The sequence below is a fragment of the Clostridium beijerinckii HUN142 genome (assembly GCF_000621745.1).
In the GTDB taxonomy this organism is placed as follows: Bacteria; Bacillota; Clostridia; order Clostridiales; family Clostridiaceae; genus Clostridium; species Clostridium beijerinckii_A.
The window spans coordinates 143906-160644 of sequence record NZ_JHXK01000019.1 but is presented as its reverse complement, the minus strand read 5'-3'; the positions used below and the strand labels follow the sequence as shown (position 1 = coordinate 160644).

The following is a 16739-nucleotide window of genomic DNA, read 5'->3' as shown; positions in this document are numbered from 1 at the left end:
CCCCTCTATGAGGCAGGTTACCCACGTGTTACTCACCCGTCCGCCGCTAATCCGTTCCCGAAGGAACTTCATCGCTCGACTTGCATGTGTTAAGCACGCCGCCAGCGTTCGTCCTGAGCCAGGATCAAACTCTCAATTAAAAGTTTAATCTTAGCTTACTCAAATAAAAATTGCTGGTTTACTTAAATGTATTTATATCATTCTGTTCAATTTTCAAAGACCAATTTTCTTTCTTACAACTACTGTTGTAATGTTTTGTTGTTATCTGTCGTTTCTGACAGATAACTCAGTATATCATCGCTTTCGAAGCTTGTCAATAACTTTTTTTCAAACTTTCTGAACTTCATTTTAGACAATTCTATCAGTTTATTAAGTTACTAATTATGCATCTCTTAGCGAGGATCTTTATCATACCATCACCATTCGACATTGTCAACAACTTTTCTAGAAAATCTTTTCCCTTTTTAAGTTGTTTTGTTTATGTCTTTTAGCGACGTCTTTCATCTTAACACATACGTTTGTAGATATTCTATCCAAAAACATGATTTATATAACTTAATATGGTAAACTCTTTGACTATCTTCATTTTCATCTCATATTCTACTATTGATACGCTAGGTATAGTTAACAATTATCTAAAGTATTCTTCCAAGATATAATAAGTCTCATGATCTTCCCACTTTCCATTAATTAATAGGTATTTTTCATTTACTCCAATTAGCTTGAATCCACATTTGGCTAATACATTTTTAGATTTCTTATTATTCATTAACGCTGACGCTTCTATTCTATGAAGTCCACATTCTCTAAAAGCATAATTAAGTAAAAGCTTGACACTTTCTTGCATATACCCATTCCCCTGTTCATTTTCATCCATTGAATAACCTAATACACCATTCTTTAAAGATCCATATATAATTCGTGAAAGTTTTATCTTCCCAATCAATTTTTCTTCTTTAAAAATGCCTAAATCTATACTTGTTCCATTCAAAAATTCTTTATAACTCTTACTTAGCAGTTTTCTTTGCGTGTCCACTGTGTAGAAATCGCTATCTCTGGTTGGTTCAAAAGGAGCCAAATGATTTTTATTTCTTTTATAATACTCTAACATCTCTTGAGCATTGCTGGGAGTTAGATTTCTAAGAATTATATCTTTGCCTTTTAATTCTACTAATGAATACCTACACATTTGACTATATTCAATTCTAGTTATACCAAATGACAGTTCATCAAGATATTCACCTTGGAAATATTCATTCTCATTAAATATTCCTTCTAGAGTAAAACCTAGATCTAAAAATGCAGTTAAGTCTATTTTCTCAAAAACTTTTACATTAATTTTATAAATATTCAAATCTTTAAATATACCTTTTAATATAAGAGATAATGTATCACTTAATAATTCATAATTGTATTCTCTATAAAACTTAAGATTAATATTACACGTTTTACTTCTACCAGTTAATTCATCAGTACAAAATCTACCAATGATGATATCATCCATATCTTTTATTAAATACTCTGTTTTACTCGATCTATTTCCTTGTATTTTCACTTTCATATTTGATTGCATATAATTCCCCTCTATAATTGTAAAAATGTATCTTCTTGATTTTTAATTCATTATTCATTATTTATTATTTTCAATTTAGCTATCAACACTCCTCTATAATCATTCAACATTTATTTTAATTTTCCTTTTTGCTGTTATCTGAGTTGTTTTTATTAATCATACTCTTCTAAAATTATACCTAAAACATTATTATTAGTTAAATATAATGCCACCTCATACAATTAATCTCCAATATTGTCTCAAAACTGCTAATTAACAAAATGATAGAATTATAATCTGCTTTACATAAATCAACTTTTCTTTTAAAAATAACAATGATTATCTAATTCATATCTTATAGTGAGATATATGCTAAAATTGAATTTCTAAATTTGACCTTAATTTCAAACTTATATTATTCAGATATTAAATACAAATTTATTATTGTAGCCATATATTACCGCTAAGATATAAATATTATCCACAAAAATTAGATTTCACATATACTTATACACAAAACCCACAATATATTGTTGATATTTCTACATACCATACTAATATATTGCGGGTTCTATTTTTAAGGAAGTTTACTACATTATCTAATTTAACCGTTTATTTATTTAATATCTATATCTACTGTAATATTCCACAAGCTACACCCAAAATACCTACAGCAAATAATCCAAAGATTATTATTAATGGATTCACGTTCTTCTTTAATAGATACATACATAAAAATGTTAGTAAAAGTGGAACTAATCCTGGCATTAAGCTGTCTAGTACACTTTGAATAGTTGTAACTACTTCTTTTCCATCAGCTTGTGTATATTTAGATAGAACAAAAGGTATATTTATAGTTGTCCATTTTGAAACAAGACCACCTATAACAAGTAATCCAAGTACTGAAGCACCTTCTGTAAGATATCTAAGTTTATTTCCTCCCATATCAGCAACTAATTGAGTTCCTTTTTCATATCCATAGAACATTCCATACCAGTTTGTTGCAAGTCTTATTGCATTGAATCCTATGAAGAAAATTAATGGTCCAATTATACTTCCTGTAAGTGCAAGTCCTGCCCCTAATGCTGCAAGCACAGGTCTTATTGTTCCCCAGAATATTGGGTCTCCAACTCCTGCAAGTGGACCCATAAGACCAATTTTAACACCACTTATTGATCCCTCATCTATATCTGCCCCATTTGCCTTTTGTTCTTCCATGGCTGCTGTTATTCCCATGATTGGCGTTGCCATAAATGGTTGTGTATTAAAGAATTCTAAATGTCTTTTAAGTGCTGCACTTAATTCGTCACCTTTATATAATTTCTTCAAAGCTGGAATTAATGTAACACAAAAACCTATTGCTTGCATTCTTTCAAAATTAAATGATCCCAATAAGAAATTTGAACGGATAAACATTTTTACTATATCACTTTTATTTAATTTCTTTTCACTCATTATTTTATCTCCTTTCTGTACTTACATTAACTCTGAATCATCAATATCATCAATACTTCCAGTTCCAGCTACTGCTACTTTACCTTCATTAGCTATTGATTTTATATGGAATATTGCTGCAATAACACCTACAGCACCAAAACCAATTAAATTGAAGTTCGTAAATGCTGCTAGTAGGAATCCAATGAAGAAGAATGGTAGTAATGATTTACTATTCATCATATTCATTACCATTGCATAACCAACAACTACTATAAATCCACCTGACACTTGAAGTCCTCTTGTAATAACTTGTGGTATAGCTGCAAGTGCTGCATTTACTGCATCTGTTCCTGCAAGTACTCCTACTATGGCTGCTGGTATCGCTACACGTATTGCTTGAAGTGATAACCCTAGTATATGACACATTTCTATTCCTCTTGTGTTACCCTTTTCAGCATATTTATCAGCTAAGTGTTGGAAAAACACTGTTATTGTTCTCACAAATATAGTAAGAACTTGTCCAGCTGCTGCAATTGGCACCGCTACCGCTATACCTGCTCCAATTGATTGTTTACCGATTATAACAAGTATTGCTGAAATTACACTTGCAAGCGCCGCATCTGGTGCCATGGCTGCACCAACATTCATCCATCCTAATGCTAACATTTCAAGTGTTCCACCTAGTATAATTCCTGTTTTAATATCCCCTAGTACAAGTCCAACCAATGTACATGCAATTATTGGTCTATGAAATTGTGCCTCATCAAGTACACTTGCCATACCAGTAATTGCTGCAACTATTACTAATAAAATTAATTGTAAAGTGCTCATTTGTAAATTCCCCTCTTTCTTTTAATTTATATATAAAAACTTTTTTAAATTTTATATATCTAATCTTTTAACAGGATTTATTATTCCTTCTATCAAAATCTAAGAGTTTTTAAAGGATCTTATCTTTAGTTGTTAGGTAAAGTTTATGTCTATATAAGTTGTAATTCTTTAAATTTGTCCATCAAATTTACTTTAGGATCTTTTGCTAGTTTCCTCACCTCTAATTCGATGCCTTTTTCATTAAGCTTTTTAAACGCCTCAATATCGACATCATTCATGCACAATGCATTTGTAACCTGTTTATCTCCAGCTTTATAGCACATTCCTCCAACGTTTACAGATTTAATAGGAACTCCACCTTCAACCATTCTTAATACATCTGTAGGGTTTGTAAATAAGAATAAAGTTTTAAAACTGTCAAATTTAGGATTATTATATGCTTCAATTGCCTTTGCTATTGGAAGCACATATGCTTTTATCCCTGGAGGAGCTACTTGAATTACTAATTGTTTTCTTAAGTCATCTGCTGCAACTTCATCACTGCAGGCAAATATTCTATTGCATCCACTATACTTTGTCCAAACTGTTGCAACTTGTCCATGTATTAATCTGTCATCTATTCTTACAAAACTAATTTCCATCTTTATATCTCACCTTTCAAATTTCATATTATAATTAAATTCATGTAATTCTTATATTAATTAATCATAGTTTGCTATATTATCTCATCATCTAAATCTTCTTCAATATTTTTAGATAAAGTTCTTATAGCCTCCTTTCCTGAATTCTCTGCAATTGATAAGAGTTCTGACACACTTGAAAAATCTCTACTTCCTAGAACCTCTAATATCATTGGGAGATTAACACCTGTCACAATTTCCATATTCTCATGTTTCATTGCAATTATGCTGGCTGCATTAAATGGACTTCCTCCAAAAAGGTCTACCATAAACAATACGCCATCTGTCGAATTCATTTTTTCTATAAGTGAATTATATTTTTCAACTAAAGCATCTATCCCCTCGCCTGGCTGAAAAGTAACACTTCCCACATTTTCTTGGACTCCAAAAATCATTTCAGCTGATTTCAAGATTTCTTCCGAGAATATACCATGAGTACCTACGATTACTGCTATCATTATTTCATCATCCTTTCCTGCTACATATATTATTTCTATACCAATATACTTAGCAATTCCTATGCCAAAAAAAGTGTGTCAACAAATACTTTTCTCCAAACATGAATTCTAAACGCATACAATGCGAATAAGTTTTCACTTTGACACTCTAAAGTATTATTTGACACACTTTTAATTGTATTTTGACACATTATTTTTCCTATATAAACTAAATTTAACACACATCTATAACATCAATCATATAGTATAGCTCATCATCCGTCAGCTCTATTGATAAAGCTTCTTTAAATATTAAATTTGCTCTTCTTAACACTTCCAGATATCTTGGATTTAATTCTGAATCAGACGAATCATATACCAGTCCATTATTTAAAAGCATCCTTTCTAGTGCACATGCAACATGAAACATAATTCTTAGTTTAGTTGGATTCTCATAATGTACATTCAGAGATTTTTCAATAGATTTTATAAAATCATCTAATAACGAATATATCTTTTCAGGATTAAGAAAGGTTAAAATCTCTGTTAAAGTTTGCTTACAAAGATTTTTTAAAACAATCTGATTTTCTCCTTTTATAACCGGATTAATGTCCTTTCCTTCAATTATATTTCTTAAAATATTTTCTCCAGATCCATCAATTAGTTCTTCAATCGATATAAAGGGAATTCCCATATTAGGATTTGCTATTCCCACAAGTGCTAAAATTTTATTTTTTCGCGAAATCTGTTTTATTGACTCATTTAAATTGTTTAATCCTACTGGGATTATTCTAACATTATCGTTAATTGAGATATTCTTTGCTACAGCTTCAACTAGCTCCTTGAGTTTAATCGCAGCGCCCTTACCTGTGGAGCAAATTGTAATTATAGCATTCTCTTCTCCCATTTTACCTTCTGTCATCATATTATTAGTATATCCTCTAAAATCAGTAATTAAATATGAATATACTGAATTTAGATCAGCATCAAAAATTGAGCATTTTCTGACTGCTTCTAGTACTAGAGCCGTTGATACCATATCAATACTCTTAATATTTATCTTGGTCTTTTTCGTTATAGTTTCACCAAAACTATTTAAAGATCCCATATCTACTAAAAGTAATACACCTTTCCCTTCATCTACTTGCTTAACTTTTTCAATAACACTATCTATAATATCAGAAGGTTTTCTTTCAAGCGGCATATCAACTGCTGCAATATTATCTGAATCAAAAAGTTTTTTAGCCACCGCCACCATGCTTGTAGCAGTGCTTGTACCATGAGATGCAACTACTATTCCAACTCTTTCTTGATGAGATAATTCTTGTATTGAGCTTAGAAGTAAAGCTAAATATTCTATTTCAACTTCTGGAATTATTAAGTTATATCTATCCTCTATTAACTTATGGATCTCTTTCGCTACTCCATATTCTTTACTATTAGATGATAATGTTAACTCAATATTTGTTGAAAATGATACTGTGTTTTTCTTTATACGATTAAATAACGCGCTGAAATGTAGGCTTATAGCATATATAAATCTATCACTTAACTTTCTGCTCAATCTATTTTCAGCTAACATTTTTATTTCTTCAGCAAAATCAACAATATCTTTATCAACAATTTTTAATAAGCCTTCCCTACGATACGCATCATTCTTGAATCTCGCGTAAAATTGCTTTAAATGAACATTTATATCTGTTGTTATATAATTTTTAATATCCTGGTCACTCATGCCTTCTTCTTGTAAAACAAACGCCTTGTCCTCTATAATATTGTAAATATTAAATGGTGGCTCATAAGCGTCAGTCTCTAGAAAAGTTTTGTTACCATCAGGTTTAACCACCAATGTGCTAGGAACCCTTCCCCAAAAATTGGAGTCGTCTTTTATTTTACTTTCAAAATTAAGTATCCCATTTCTTATGCTTTCTGGTAGTAAATCTAAATTTATCTCAATACATTTATCTGTATTCATGCAATTTAGAAATCCTGTGGCACAAACTAGCTGTATATTTGACTTTAATTGACCCACATTTCCATATGTTGTACTTCCAATTAATGCTTTTATTGATTCCGATGAAATTTTAATAGTCTTGTTTACCCGTTGAGCTTCCTTAGAAAGCAAGTAGTGTATAAGTTCCAATTTATCTTGTAAGGATCTCTCTTCAAAGTTAGGAATAACTATGGTTATAGGAATTCTTCTAATAAAAGTATTTAGTAATGTAGAATTAGGATCTTCTGTTGTAGCACCTATTAACAATACGTTAGCTTTGCGCTGCCTATCTGTTTCTCCAAGCTTATTATAGGTTCCTGTATCCATAAAATAGAAAATCATTTCTTGCCCTTCTGGTGGTAATCTATGTATCTCATCTAAGAATAATATTCCTCCATCAGCCTTTTCAACAATTCCCTCTTTTTCCTTATCAGCCCCTGTAAAAGCACCCTTAATATGTCCAAAAATATACGATAAAAGTAATTGTGGATTATTAGCATAATCCGCACAATTGAAAACAACAAAAGGCGCATCTTCAGGTAATTTTTTTATATATTTTGAATACTGGTACATTATATTAACAAATAAGCTTTTCCCAACTCCTGTACTTCCAATTATCAATGTGTGAAGTCCATTAGGCGGATATAAGAGCGCAGCCTTTGCTTGTTCGATTTGATTTTTTAGGCTAGTATTAGCTCCAATTAAATAGTTAAAAGGAGATTGTTCTTCATCTCTTACCACATCTTCACTTGAGGCAAATTCCATTATATCTGATATCTCTTCCAAATCGTCTGGTAACTTTATAGATAATATTTCCTCAAAGCTTTTTCTATCGAAATAAAGAACGGGTCTATTTTTAATCTTAATAATTTTCGAATCTCTGCAGAGTGCATTAAGTTCTCTCGACACATTACTTCTTAATATTTCAAGATGTTCTCCTATTTCCTGTGCACTAAATCCTTTAACTTCTAAGAGCTTATTCTTTGTAAATTTTTTCGAGTTATTTTCGATATAATTGTAAATTCTATCAATACGCTTCATGATGCTCCCCTTCTTTTAGATTTTTCTATAATTAATAAAAAACTAACTCTTTCAAGTAAATATATAGTATCCTTTTACTAAAAAAAATACAATATACTTAACCAAAAGAGTCAGTTAAAATCAATTATTATAAATTTACTATATACTTGAAGCTTTTAGACCAATACCTGAATCTAGTACTACTTTATTTCTAATATATCTTTTATAACCTCTCCGCCAATTATCATTCCTGCAACCGGAGGAACAAATGATATACTTCCCGGTATTTGTCTTTTTATAGCGCACTTCTTAGTACCACCAGTACAAACACATCCTGTTTTACATGTAACAACATCATCATAGTTAGGTTTTATCGGAACTTCTTCTGAATATACTACCTTTAATTTTTCTATTCCTCTTTTACGTAACTCAGATCTCATAACCTTAGCCAAAGGACAGATTTTTGTCTTAAATATATCTGTAACTTTAAATTGTGTAGGATCTAATTTATTACCAGTTCCCATAGAACTCATTATTCTTATGCCTTTTTTATAACAATATTCTACTAATCCTAATTTAGCTGACACTGTATCTATCGCATCAACTACATAATCTACATCATCAGGAATTATAGACTCTATATTTTCTTGTGTAACAAAAATTTGATGTGTTATAACATTACATGTTCTATTTATAGATAATATTCTTTCTTTCATCACTTCTACTTTAGGTTGACTTATTGTCTTATAGGTAGCATGCACTTGTCTATTTAAATTTGTTAAGCAAACAGTATCATCGTCAACAATGATTAATTCACCTACTCCTGCTCTTGCAAGAGCCTCTATAGTATAGCTTCCAACTCCACCTACTCCAAAAACAATAACTTTACTATTTTTTAATTTATCTAATCCATCTTTACCTATCAAAAGTTCAGTTCTTGATAAAGAATGTTGTGCTGTCATAAATTTTCTCTCCTTATTATCTTATACTTTTAATTGATATTATAACACAAAAACAATCGAAAATTGGCAGTATAATTATTATATATTATAGCCTTAATAATGATTATTTACATATATATGTTAATTAATACCAAAACCTTTCTTTTAATCTAACATTAGTGCACAAATAATTTCACAAATTTATCTATTAAATTGTCAAACTAATGATTATAATATATATTAAGTATCTATATGTTTAACCAAAATATTTATTTTACTATAATTTATTGAATTTAGTATGGATATGATCAAATTTACTGCTTTCATTCATATTAAGAACTTGTTTATTTTTAGTTTCTAGATATTACTCAATAAATTTACATAATAATTAAATATATACATAGGTTATATCATATTTATTAATTAATTGTTTTAGGAGGCTCACTTTTATATGACTATTGGAATAATTGCTGCTATGGCAGAAGAATTAGAACTATTACTAAAGGATTTAACTATTGAAGAAAAAAAAGAAAAAGCTAATATGACTTTCCATAAAGGAAAATTATACGGAAAAAATGTTGTAGGTGTAGTTTGCGGTATTGGTAAAGTTAATTCAGCTATTTGCACTCAAATATTGGCATCTGAATATAGAGTAGATAAGATTATTAATGTAGGCGTTGCTGGTGGAATAGGAAAAGAAATTTATCCTGGTGATATTGTTGTTGCTGAAAATTTAGTTCAACATGACATGGATACTACAGCTTTCGGAGATAAAGTTGGGCAGATTCCAAGACTCGATACATTTGACTTTAAATGTGATAAAGAAATGGTTTCTATAGCTAAGAGTGCATGCGAGAAAATTCCAGAACTAAATAGTTTTACAGGAAGAATCGCTTCTGGTGACCAATTCATAGCAAACATAGAAAAAATTCGTTGGCTTGATCAGGAATTTGGAGCAATATCTTGTGAAATGGAAGGTGCTAGCATAGCTCAAGTCTGCTATCTAAATTCAATTCCATTTGTAGTTATAAGATCCATTTCTGATAACGCAAATAATGGTGCTCATATGGATTATGAAAATTTCGTACCTATTGCAGTTAAAAATTCTACTAAAATAATAAAGCAAATGCTAGAAATGATGTAATACAACTACTATATTACATATAAAAAGCCATCCTTTGACGGTGCGTAACCATATTATTATGCACTTACAAAAGATGGCTTTTTCTATATTAATCTTGTCCTATTGCAATACTATTATACAGTGAACTTTTTTAATTCTTCTTGCAATTTATACGATATTTGTTGTAAGTTACCAGCATATTCTGTTAATTCTGCCATTGTCGCATTTACTTCCTGAGCTGATGCTGTAACCTCTTCAGATATTGATGCCGATTCCTCTGAAACCGCTGCTATATTTTCAATTTGTGTCTTAACTTCCTCTTTATTTAAATTCATTTTTTCATTTAGGGCTTTAATATTCTCTATTGCTCCTGTTAAAGGATTTATAGAATCAACTATTTTATTAAATATACCTTCTGTTTCCTTTATTGCTTCTCCTTGTTTCTGTGACATTTCTCTACTTTCTTTCATAGCTATTTTAGCAGAATCACTCTTATTATTTATTTCCGAAACAATTGTTTTTATTTCATCTGTAGATTTTTTTGATTCTTCTGCTAGTTTTCTGATTTCTTCTGCAACCACCGCAAAGCCTTTACCCGCTTCTCCAGCTCTCGCAGCTTCTATACTTGCATTTAAAGCTAGAAGATTAGTTTGTTCAGTTATTTCTGCTATTGCATCTGATATGTAATTTATTTTATTTATACTTTCTCCCATCTCACGGACCATACTACCAGATTTAATTGCATTTTCTTTAGACTTTTCAGCTTTATATATCAAGTCATTAAGTATAGTCAGTCCTTGAGTACCTAATTTCTCAGTTTCACTAGCTAACTCATTAATATGGTTTGTCTCTCCATCAACTTCATCTATCCTATTTGATAATTCTTCAGTACTTGTTGCAACCTCTGTTGCTGATTGTGCTTGATTTGTAGCTCCATTTGCAACTTCTTGTATCGCATTCGAAACTTCTGATACTGATGCACTTGTTTCCTCCGACATACTGGATATATTTCCTGATGCTTCTAACAAATCAGATGATGTATTTTGGATTCCTTTCAATAATTTCGAAACATTCTCTACCATAAAATTAAAGTTATCTCCAAGTTCAGCAAACTCATCTTTAGCCGTTACAATTATTCTTTTTGTGAAGTCTCCTTCAGCTACTTTACTAAACGCTTCTTTTAACTTATGTATTTCTTTCACAATATAAGATGCTGAAATCATTGATATAATTATACCTACAATTACACATAATAAATTAGTAGTAATAACTGTTACCTTCATTGTTAGAACATTATCCGTCACTTCTTTGCTATCAATTATACCTACCATTTTCCACCCTGTTAAAGTATCTGTTTCTTGGCAAGCATAAAACTCTTTCCCATTATATTTCCAATTATATACTCCTCTTTCTTCATTCTTAGCTGATCCCCAGAATGGTAATTTGCTAATATTATCGTCTATTTCTTTATTATTATTGTTATTTGCTACGACATCTCCATCGTTATCAACTAGTAATATAAATCCTGTATTCAATAGTTTTATATTACTAATATATTCTTGCATCGAATCTAAAGACATATCTATTACTATTACCCCATTGATTTGTCCATTATTATCTTTAACAGCTTGAGCAACTGTCATTACTTGCTTTCCTGTTACACTATCTTTATAAGGTTTTATGTATACAGTCTTTCCATCAGCTTCCTTAGCCTTTTTGTACCATTCTCTTTCTTTATAATTGAAATCATTAATATTCATCGTTCCACTATCTAATACAAGCTCTCCATATTCAGTTGCATATCCTGCATTAATAATTCCGTTTATTGAATCCTTAGTATCCTTAAATATACCTTGTACATTTTTAGATGTTAGCGCATGATCTACTTGTGGATTTGATATATCTTTGATATTAATATTCTTCGATATTACTCTCAATTGAGTATTTAAAATTTCTAGATATTGCGAAAAACCTTTATCAACTTCTCTAATAGTTTGTACACTTGTCATCTTCAAATTATTCTCCAAGACAACATTGGACTTAAAAATTGCTACCAGTCCAACAGTTATCGTTGGAAGCAGAAGCATAATGACAATTCCAATCACTATCTTTCTAAACAGCTTACTATTCTTATTCATCTCATTAACACTCCTATAAATTTTATCACTTTCTAAAATAAGTTACATTATCAAATATATTATTACAAATAATATATTTAAATTATTTGTAATAATATGTCTTAATAGGGCAAATATAATATTTTCATGATAACATTGTATTTTCCTATATTCAAGTAGTCGAAAAGAAACTAATAAAATAAAGCCATCTTATACTGGAAGCCCAATCTAAGATAGCTCTATTTTCACTATATAATATTAATTCTTATTTCCACGAGATACTTGCATCTCTTCTTGGAACAGTTCTAACATATTTCACATTAGGATATCCAATAACCATACATGTTACAATTTCTTCCTTGTCTTTTAAACCTAGTAAATTTCTAATTTCATCATTTCCTTGCGCTGCCATTGTGAAGAATCCACTAAAAAATGTTCCAAGACCTAAAGCATTAGTCATAAGTTCCATGTTAGATGACGCTAAAGAAGCATTTACAGTCGAGTCTGAAACTGCAAGAATCAACGCAGGTGCATTAAAAAATAATTTATCATTCTTCTTAGAATCCTCTTTATAATCATTATACATTTTAATCCACATTTGTGCATATCTCTTGAAAGGTAAAGTTTGTGGATTTAGATTTTTAAGTATTTCTTCCCCTCTAGTTTTTAAGTTTTTTAAAGCCATTTCCTTCAATAATTCAATATTATCTTCTACAACTACATATGAAACATTTTGACTATTAGTTCCAGTTTGTGTAAACCTACCAGCTTCAATAATTTTTAATATCTTTTCTTTTTCTACTTCTTTATCTTTAAATTGTCTTGTAGTTCTCCTAAATTTAATAAAATTAAGAAGTTTCTCCGATTCTATCTTAAACTCAGACTCATTATAATCTTTTACATCTTCCATATTGTATTCATCTGTAGATACTGCTCCCTTAGGACAAACTGCAATACAATGTCCACACTTCATACACCTAACATTTTTAATCTCTGCTTTATTTTCGTTTATTTCAATGTCATTGGGAAAACAATCTTTAACACAAAGTCCACATCCCACACACTTTTCTTTATCTACAATCATCATAGTATAATTACTCCTTTTATATTAAATTTATCTATTATTATTTTTAAGTATTTACAATATATTTATATAAATTTGCCTGGCTATTTCATCTTAGACATATTACAATTGACTAACTCATTAACTAAATTCTCAATTGCTTTTTCTCTATCCTCTTTTTTATAGAAATCAAATCCCATTTCATTCTTTATATTTTCTGCCTTTAAAAATATGTAATTTAAATATCCTGCAATTAAGTAGTTCTTAACCCAAAATTTATGCGTGTCATCTCCATAAAGTTCCCTAAGGCACTTATTATATTCCTCTTCTGACCCTAGTAAATGTGCTGTCATCTGATTATTCTCTAAGTCATCTAAAATCGCAATCTTAGAAATTTCAGAATTATCTGCAATAAAGTTTGCAACTTCTTTTAATATGAAGGTGAGTCTATAAATTGATGATTCATTACTCTTTGATTTCATTTTCTCACTTAAAGATCTCGTTGCACAACTCATAACCTTTTTTACTGCTAGACGAATTAAATTATCTTTACTCTGAAAATGATAATTTACCATACCATTACCAAGTCCTGCTTTCTCAGTAATATCTTTTACGGTAATTTCACTAGGCTTTTTACCTTCACATATCATATGTATAGTAACATCTATCAACTTTTCTTTAGCATCATTTTCTCCCATATTTTCACCTCCTGTTTCTGTAAAATCTATATATTGAATGATATACTGTATAACATACAGTATACTATTCAACACTTATTTGTCAAGCCAATGAATTTTGATAAATAAAAATCACCGCAAAATGCAGTGATTCTCTTATTCTTATTTATAAATTCTCAAGAGTTGATTTTAAAACTTTAAATTTAAAATTAACTTATTTACTTTCATTACATAAATCTTCTTGATAGAGATACCACAAAGCTTGATGTAAAAAATACCCCCAAAAATGATTCTAAACCAACAACCATCTTCATCCAATTTAGTGGAATTATATCACCATATCCAACCGTCGTAAATGTTATTATGGTAAAATATAATGTATTACCAAACTTACTAATTAAAAAATTAATATCAAAATTTGAAGTCTTAAACATTTCAAATGCTGTTATGAATAGATTTTTTGAATTCAATTGAGCATCTTTACACATCAGAAGATTTGGAAAGAAACAGTATAATAGAAAAAATGCTGCAATCACCACTATCATAGATAATAGTGTTCTCTCCCAACTTGTATAATACTTCGTAGTTATTCCAATTAAATAATACAATAAATTAAAATTACCTTTATTTTTACTTTTCCTTTCTAATCTCTCATACTTCTTAAAATAATAAAGAGTTTCTAGATATTGATCTATCCTTCCGCTCGATTTATATATATCTGATACAATCAAAAAATTCCATTTTGTTTTCTTAAAGTCATTCTCAAAAATTAAAGGCTTGTACTTTTTATTTTCCAACAACTCGTACTCAAGATAGCACTTATCTGAGAAATTAGTCTTGTACAAACTAAACTTACCTTTAATGTCATCAAAATTAATTTCTGATTTTTTATAAAAAGAACATTGTAAAAAACTTAATTCTCTATTTATATCCAACTCCAACTTGCTTAATCCTTCGAATCTACAATCAACAAAACATAGTTCTTTTTCCCCTTTAATTTTATCCAAAATAAAATCATTTAGTATATTAACTTCTTGAAAAAGTAAATTTTCTTTAAATATAGATGCATTTCCATAGAACTTTCCAAACTCAGAATTCTCCACTACTATACTCTCTTTAACTATAGTCTCACTTATTCTTAACTTATCACAGTTTATGAACCTTATAAACATACTGTTTCTTATTATACAATTATTAATTTTTATTCTTTTATAATCTCCGCCTAATAATTCTATATCCTCAACAAATTCACAATTATTAAGTATCAACCGCAAAGAACTATCCATTTCAGCATTAGAATAGCTATCAAATCTAAATTTCTTCAAAAATATAGTATTATAAAATTCTCCTAAAATATTATTACATTCAAACGTCACTAATAGGCCCACTTTATCTTCTGTATAACCTTTATGATTCCCATAATACTCTAATAACTCTTGTTCTGTAGAAATGATTCTATATTCCATTATAACACCATCTTTATTTAGCAATATAAAATCATCTGTTTCTTTAATATCTATTCCTATCTCTAATTCCTTAAAGTCTTTTGTTAATACTTCTTTATTCATTATCTACCCCATCCTAAAGTATATATAACTTTTATTTTATTATATATTATTTACTACTATGCTTCTATAATAATGCGAACTGATGAAAATTAATATATCACTTAATTTATACTCTTGAATATATTAATAAAGATATAACGAATATATTCAGGAGTAAAAAATGCTATCAAAACAAGAGTTTATTAACCAATCCTTAGAATTAAATTTATTCTTCCTAAGAATTATGAGGGAACACTCGATATTTATCGAAGCAGCCCTGCCACCAAAGAACAAAGATTTGATCAATCAAGCTGACGCTTTTAAAAATGAATTTACAACCTTACTCTCTCGTGCCATATTACTATCAGATGGAGTTATTCCCTTTGAAACATTAGATTCCAATGAAATAATTACAAAATATACAATGGCTGCTGAAAAAGCCACTCAATTTGCTACTGGAATTTTTATAGACTCTAATATAACCTCTATGGAACAGTCATTAACATCCGGCATGAGAAATAGTGATACATCTATGCTAACTGATAATGTATATATGCTTAACCATCAATCTATAGCTGCAACTAATATGATTATTAAATTCAAAACAAAACTTAGAAACGATGTCTTATCTTGCAAAGTATTTACGAATTTATATCCGGCAGTTCTAAACCATGTTCTTAGTGAGGCAATGATATTCTCAGAGCTTCTAACAAGATTACAAAATGGCACTGGAATTGGTACGAAGAGAGATGTACTCATACTTGAAAATTTTTGGAATGATAAATTAGCAGAACACTCCTTTACTATTAGAGGAATGCTAGATCCTACTGAAGTAGAATTATTCAATATCGCTAATAACTTTGGAAAAGAATTTGAAGCATTGAGAGACGAGGCTTCTGATATGGATAAATCAGCAGAAGATTTAGCTGATCTTACTGAGAATACCTTAGACGAAGCTACTAATCTTAGAAATTTCAAGGCTCAGACCACTGAGGGAATTTTAGCCTGTAAAATAAAATCAATAATTCTACCACTCTTTGCTGATCATGTCCTCAGAGAATCAAATCATTATATAAACTTGTTAAAATCCTTTAATAATATTTAAATTCATTTACTTTAACCTAATCTAAAACTTAAAATAACCTAGGGAACTTGACTTGTTACTATCATGCATAGAATATGTTCCTTTAATATACTAATTTTGATTTCTGAATTCAAGCAATATAATCTATAAAAATACGCTTCATAATTATTCCTTTCACTAAATTAATTCTGCCCAAATATATCTATCTATTGATTAATAGAACATATATTTATGAAT

The 16739-nt window shown here is 29.6% G+C and carries 13 protein-coding genes and 1 rRNA gene; 2 read left to right on the top strand and 12 right to left on the bottom strand.

The window, feature by feature from the left end:
* The 8 genes from T483_RS0110480 to T483_RS0110445 all read right to left on the bottom strand — a co-directional run.
* Positions 1-140: ribosomal RNA gene (locus T483_RS0110480) — 16S ribosomal RNA — on the bottom strand; the annotation flags it as partial.
* 491 nt (positions 141-631) lie between these two features.
* A complete protein-coding gene (locus T483_RS0110475) occupies positions 632-1573 on the bottom strand; it encodes a GNAT family N-acetyltransferase (protein WP_026886813.1) in 942 nt (313 codons plus the stop codon).
* Between the two features lie 612 nt (positions 1574-2185).
* Positions 2186-3007: a PTS mannose transporter subunit IID gene (gene manZ, locus T483_RS0110470; protein WP_026886812.1), complete on the bottom strand. Its 822-nt coding sequence runs from the start codon at positions 3005-3007 to the stop codon at positions 2186-2188.
* Positions 3008-3028: 21 nt separating this feature from the next.
* A complete protein-coding gene (locus tag T483_RS0110465; RefSeq protein ID WP_012061062.1) occupies positions 3029-3820 on the bottom strand; it encodes a PTS mannose/fructose/sorbose transporter subunit IIC in 792 nt (263 codons plus the stop codon).
* A 149-nt stretch (positions 3821-3969) separates the two neighbouring features.
* Positions 3970-4461, bottom strand: coding sequence for a mannose/fructose/sorbose PTS transporter subunit IIB (locus T483_RS0110460; RefSeq protein WP_023976850.1), 492 nt, complete (start codon positions 4459-4461; stop codon positions 3970-3972).
* Between the two features lie 74 nt (positions 4462-4535).
* A complete protein-coding gene (locus tag T483_RS0110455) occupies positions 4536-4958 on the bottom strand; it encodes a mannose/fructose/sorbose PTS transporter subunit IIA (protein ID WP_026886811.1) in 423 nt (140 codons plus the stop codon).
* Between the two features lie 214 nt (positions 4959-5172).
* Positions 5173-7971: a sigma 54-interacting transcriptional regulator gene (locus T483_RS0110450; protein ID WP_026886810.1), complete on the bottom strand. Its 2799-nt coding sequence runs from the start codon at positions 7969-7971 to the stop codon at positions 5173-5175.
* Positions 7972-8150: 179 nt separating this feature from the next.
* Complete coding sequence (locus T483_RS0110445) at positions 8151-8912, bottom strand: tRNA threonylcarbamoyladenosine dehydratase (protein WP_012061066.1); 762 nt, start codon at positions 8910-8912, stop codon at positions 8151-8153.
* A 430-nt stretch (positions 8913-9342) separates the two neighbouring features.
* On the opposite strand from T483_RS0110445, the gene T483_RS0110440 reads away from it, so the two are divergent.
* Complete coding sequence (locus T483_RS0110440) at positions 9343-10035, top strand: 5'-methylthioadenosine/adenosylhomocysteine nucleosidase (RefSeq protein WP_026886809.1); 693 nt, start codon at positions 9343-9345, stop codon at positions 10033-10035.
* Between the two features lie 113 nt (positions 10036-10148).
* Here the strand turns inward: T483_RS0110440 and T483_RS0110435 are convergent, their stop codons facing one another.
* The 4 genes from T483_RS0110435 to T483_RS0110420 all read right to left on the bottom strand — a co-directional run bounded on the left by T483_RS0110435 (position 10149) and on the right by T483_RS0110420 (position 15439).
* Entirely contained in the window at positions 10149-12152 is a 2004-nt protein-coding gene (locus tag T483_RS0110435) for a methyl-accepting chemotaxis protein (RefSeq protein WP_026886808.1), read from the bottom strand.
* 244 nt (positions 12153-12396) lie between these two features.
* On the bottom strand, positions 12397-13218 hold the full coding sequence (locus T483_RS0110430) for a nitroreductase family protein (protein WP_026886807.1): 822 nt from the start codon (positions 13216-13218) through the stop codon (positions 12397-12399).
* Positions 13219-13298: 80 nt separating this feature from the next.
* Positions 13299-13892, bottom strand: coding sequence for a TetR/AcrR family transcriptional regulator (locus tag T483_RS0110425; protein ID WP_035790090.1), 594 nt, complete (start codon positions 13890-13892; stop codon positions 13299-13301).
* Positions 13893-14098: 206 nt separating this feature from the next.
* Complete coding sequence (locus T483_RS0110420) at positions 14099-15439, bottom strand: potassium channel family protein (protein ID WP_026886805.1); 1341 nt, start codon at positions 15437-15439, stop codon at positions 14099-14101.
* A gap of 160 nt (positions 15440-15599) precedes the next feature.
* Between T483_RS0110420 and T483_RS0110415 the strand changes: the two genes are divergently transcribed.
* Positions 15600-16523 (top strand): DUF2935 domain-containing protein, encoded by a 924-nt coding sequence (locus T483_RS0110415; RefSeq protein WP_026886804.1) that lies wholly within the window; start codon positions 15600-15602, stop codon positions 16521-16523.
* Positions 16524-16739: the final 216 nt, after the last annotated feature.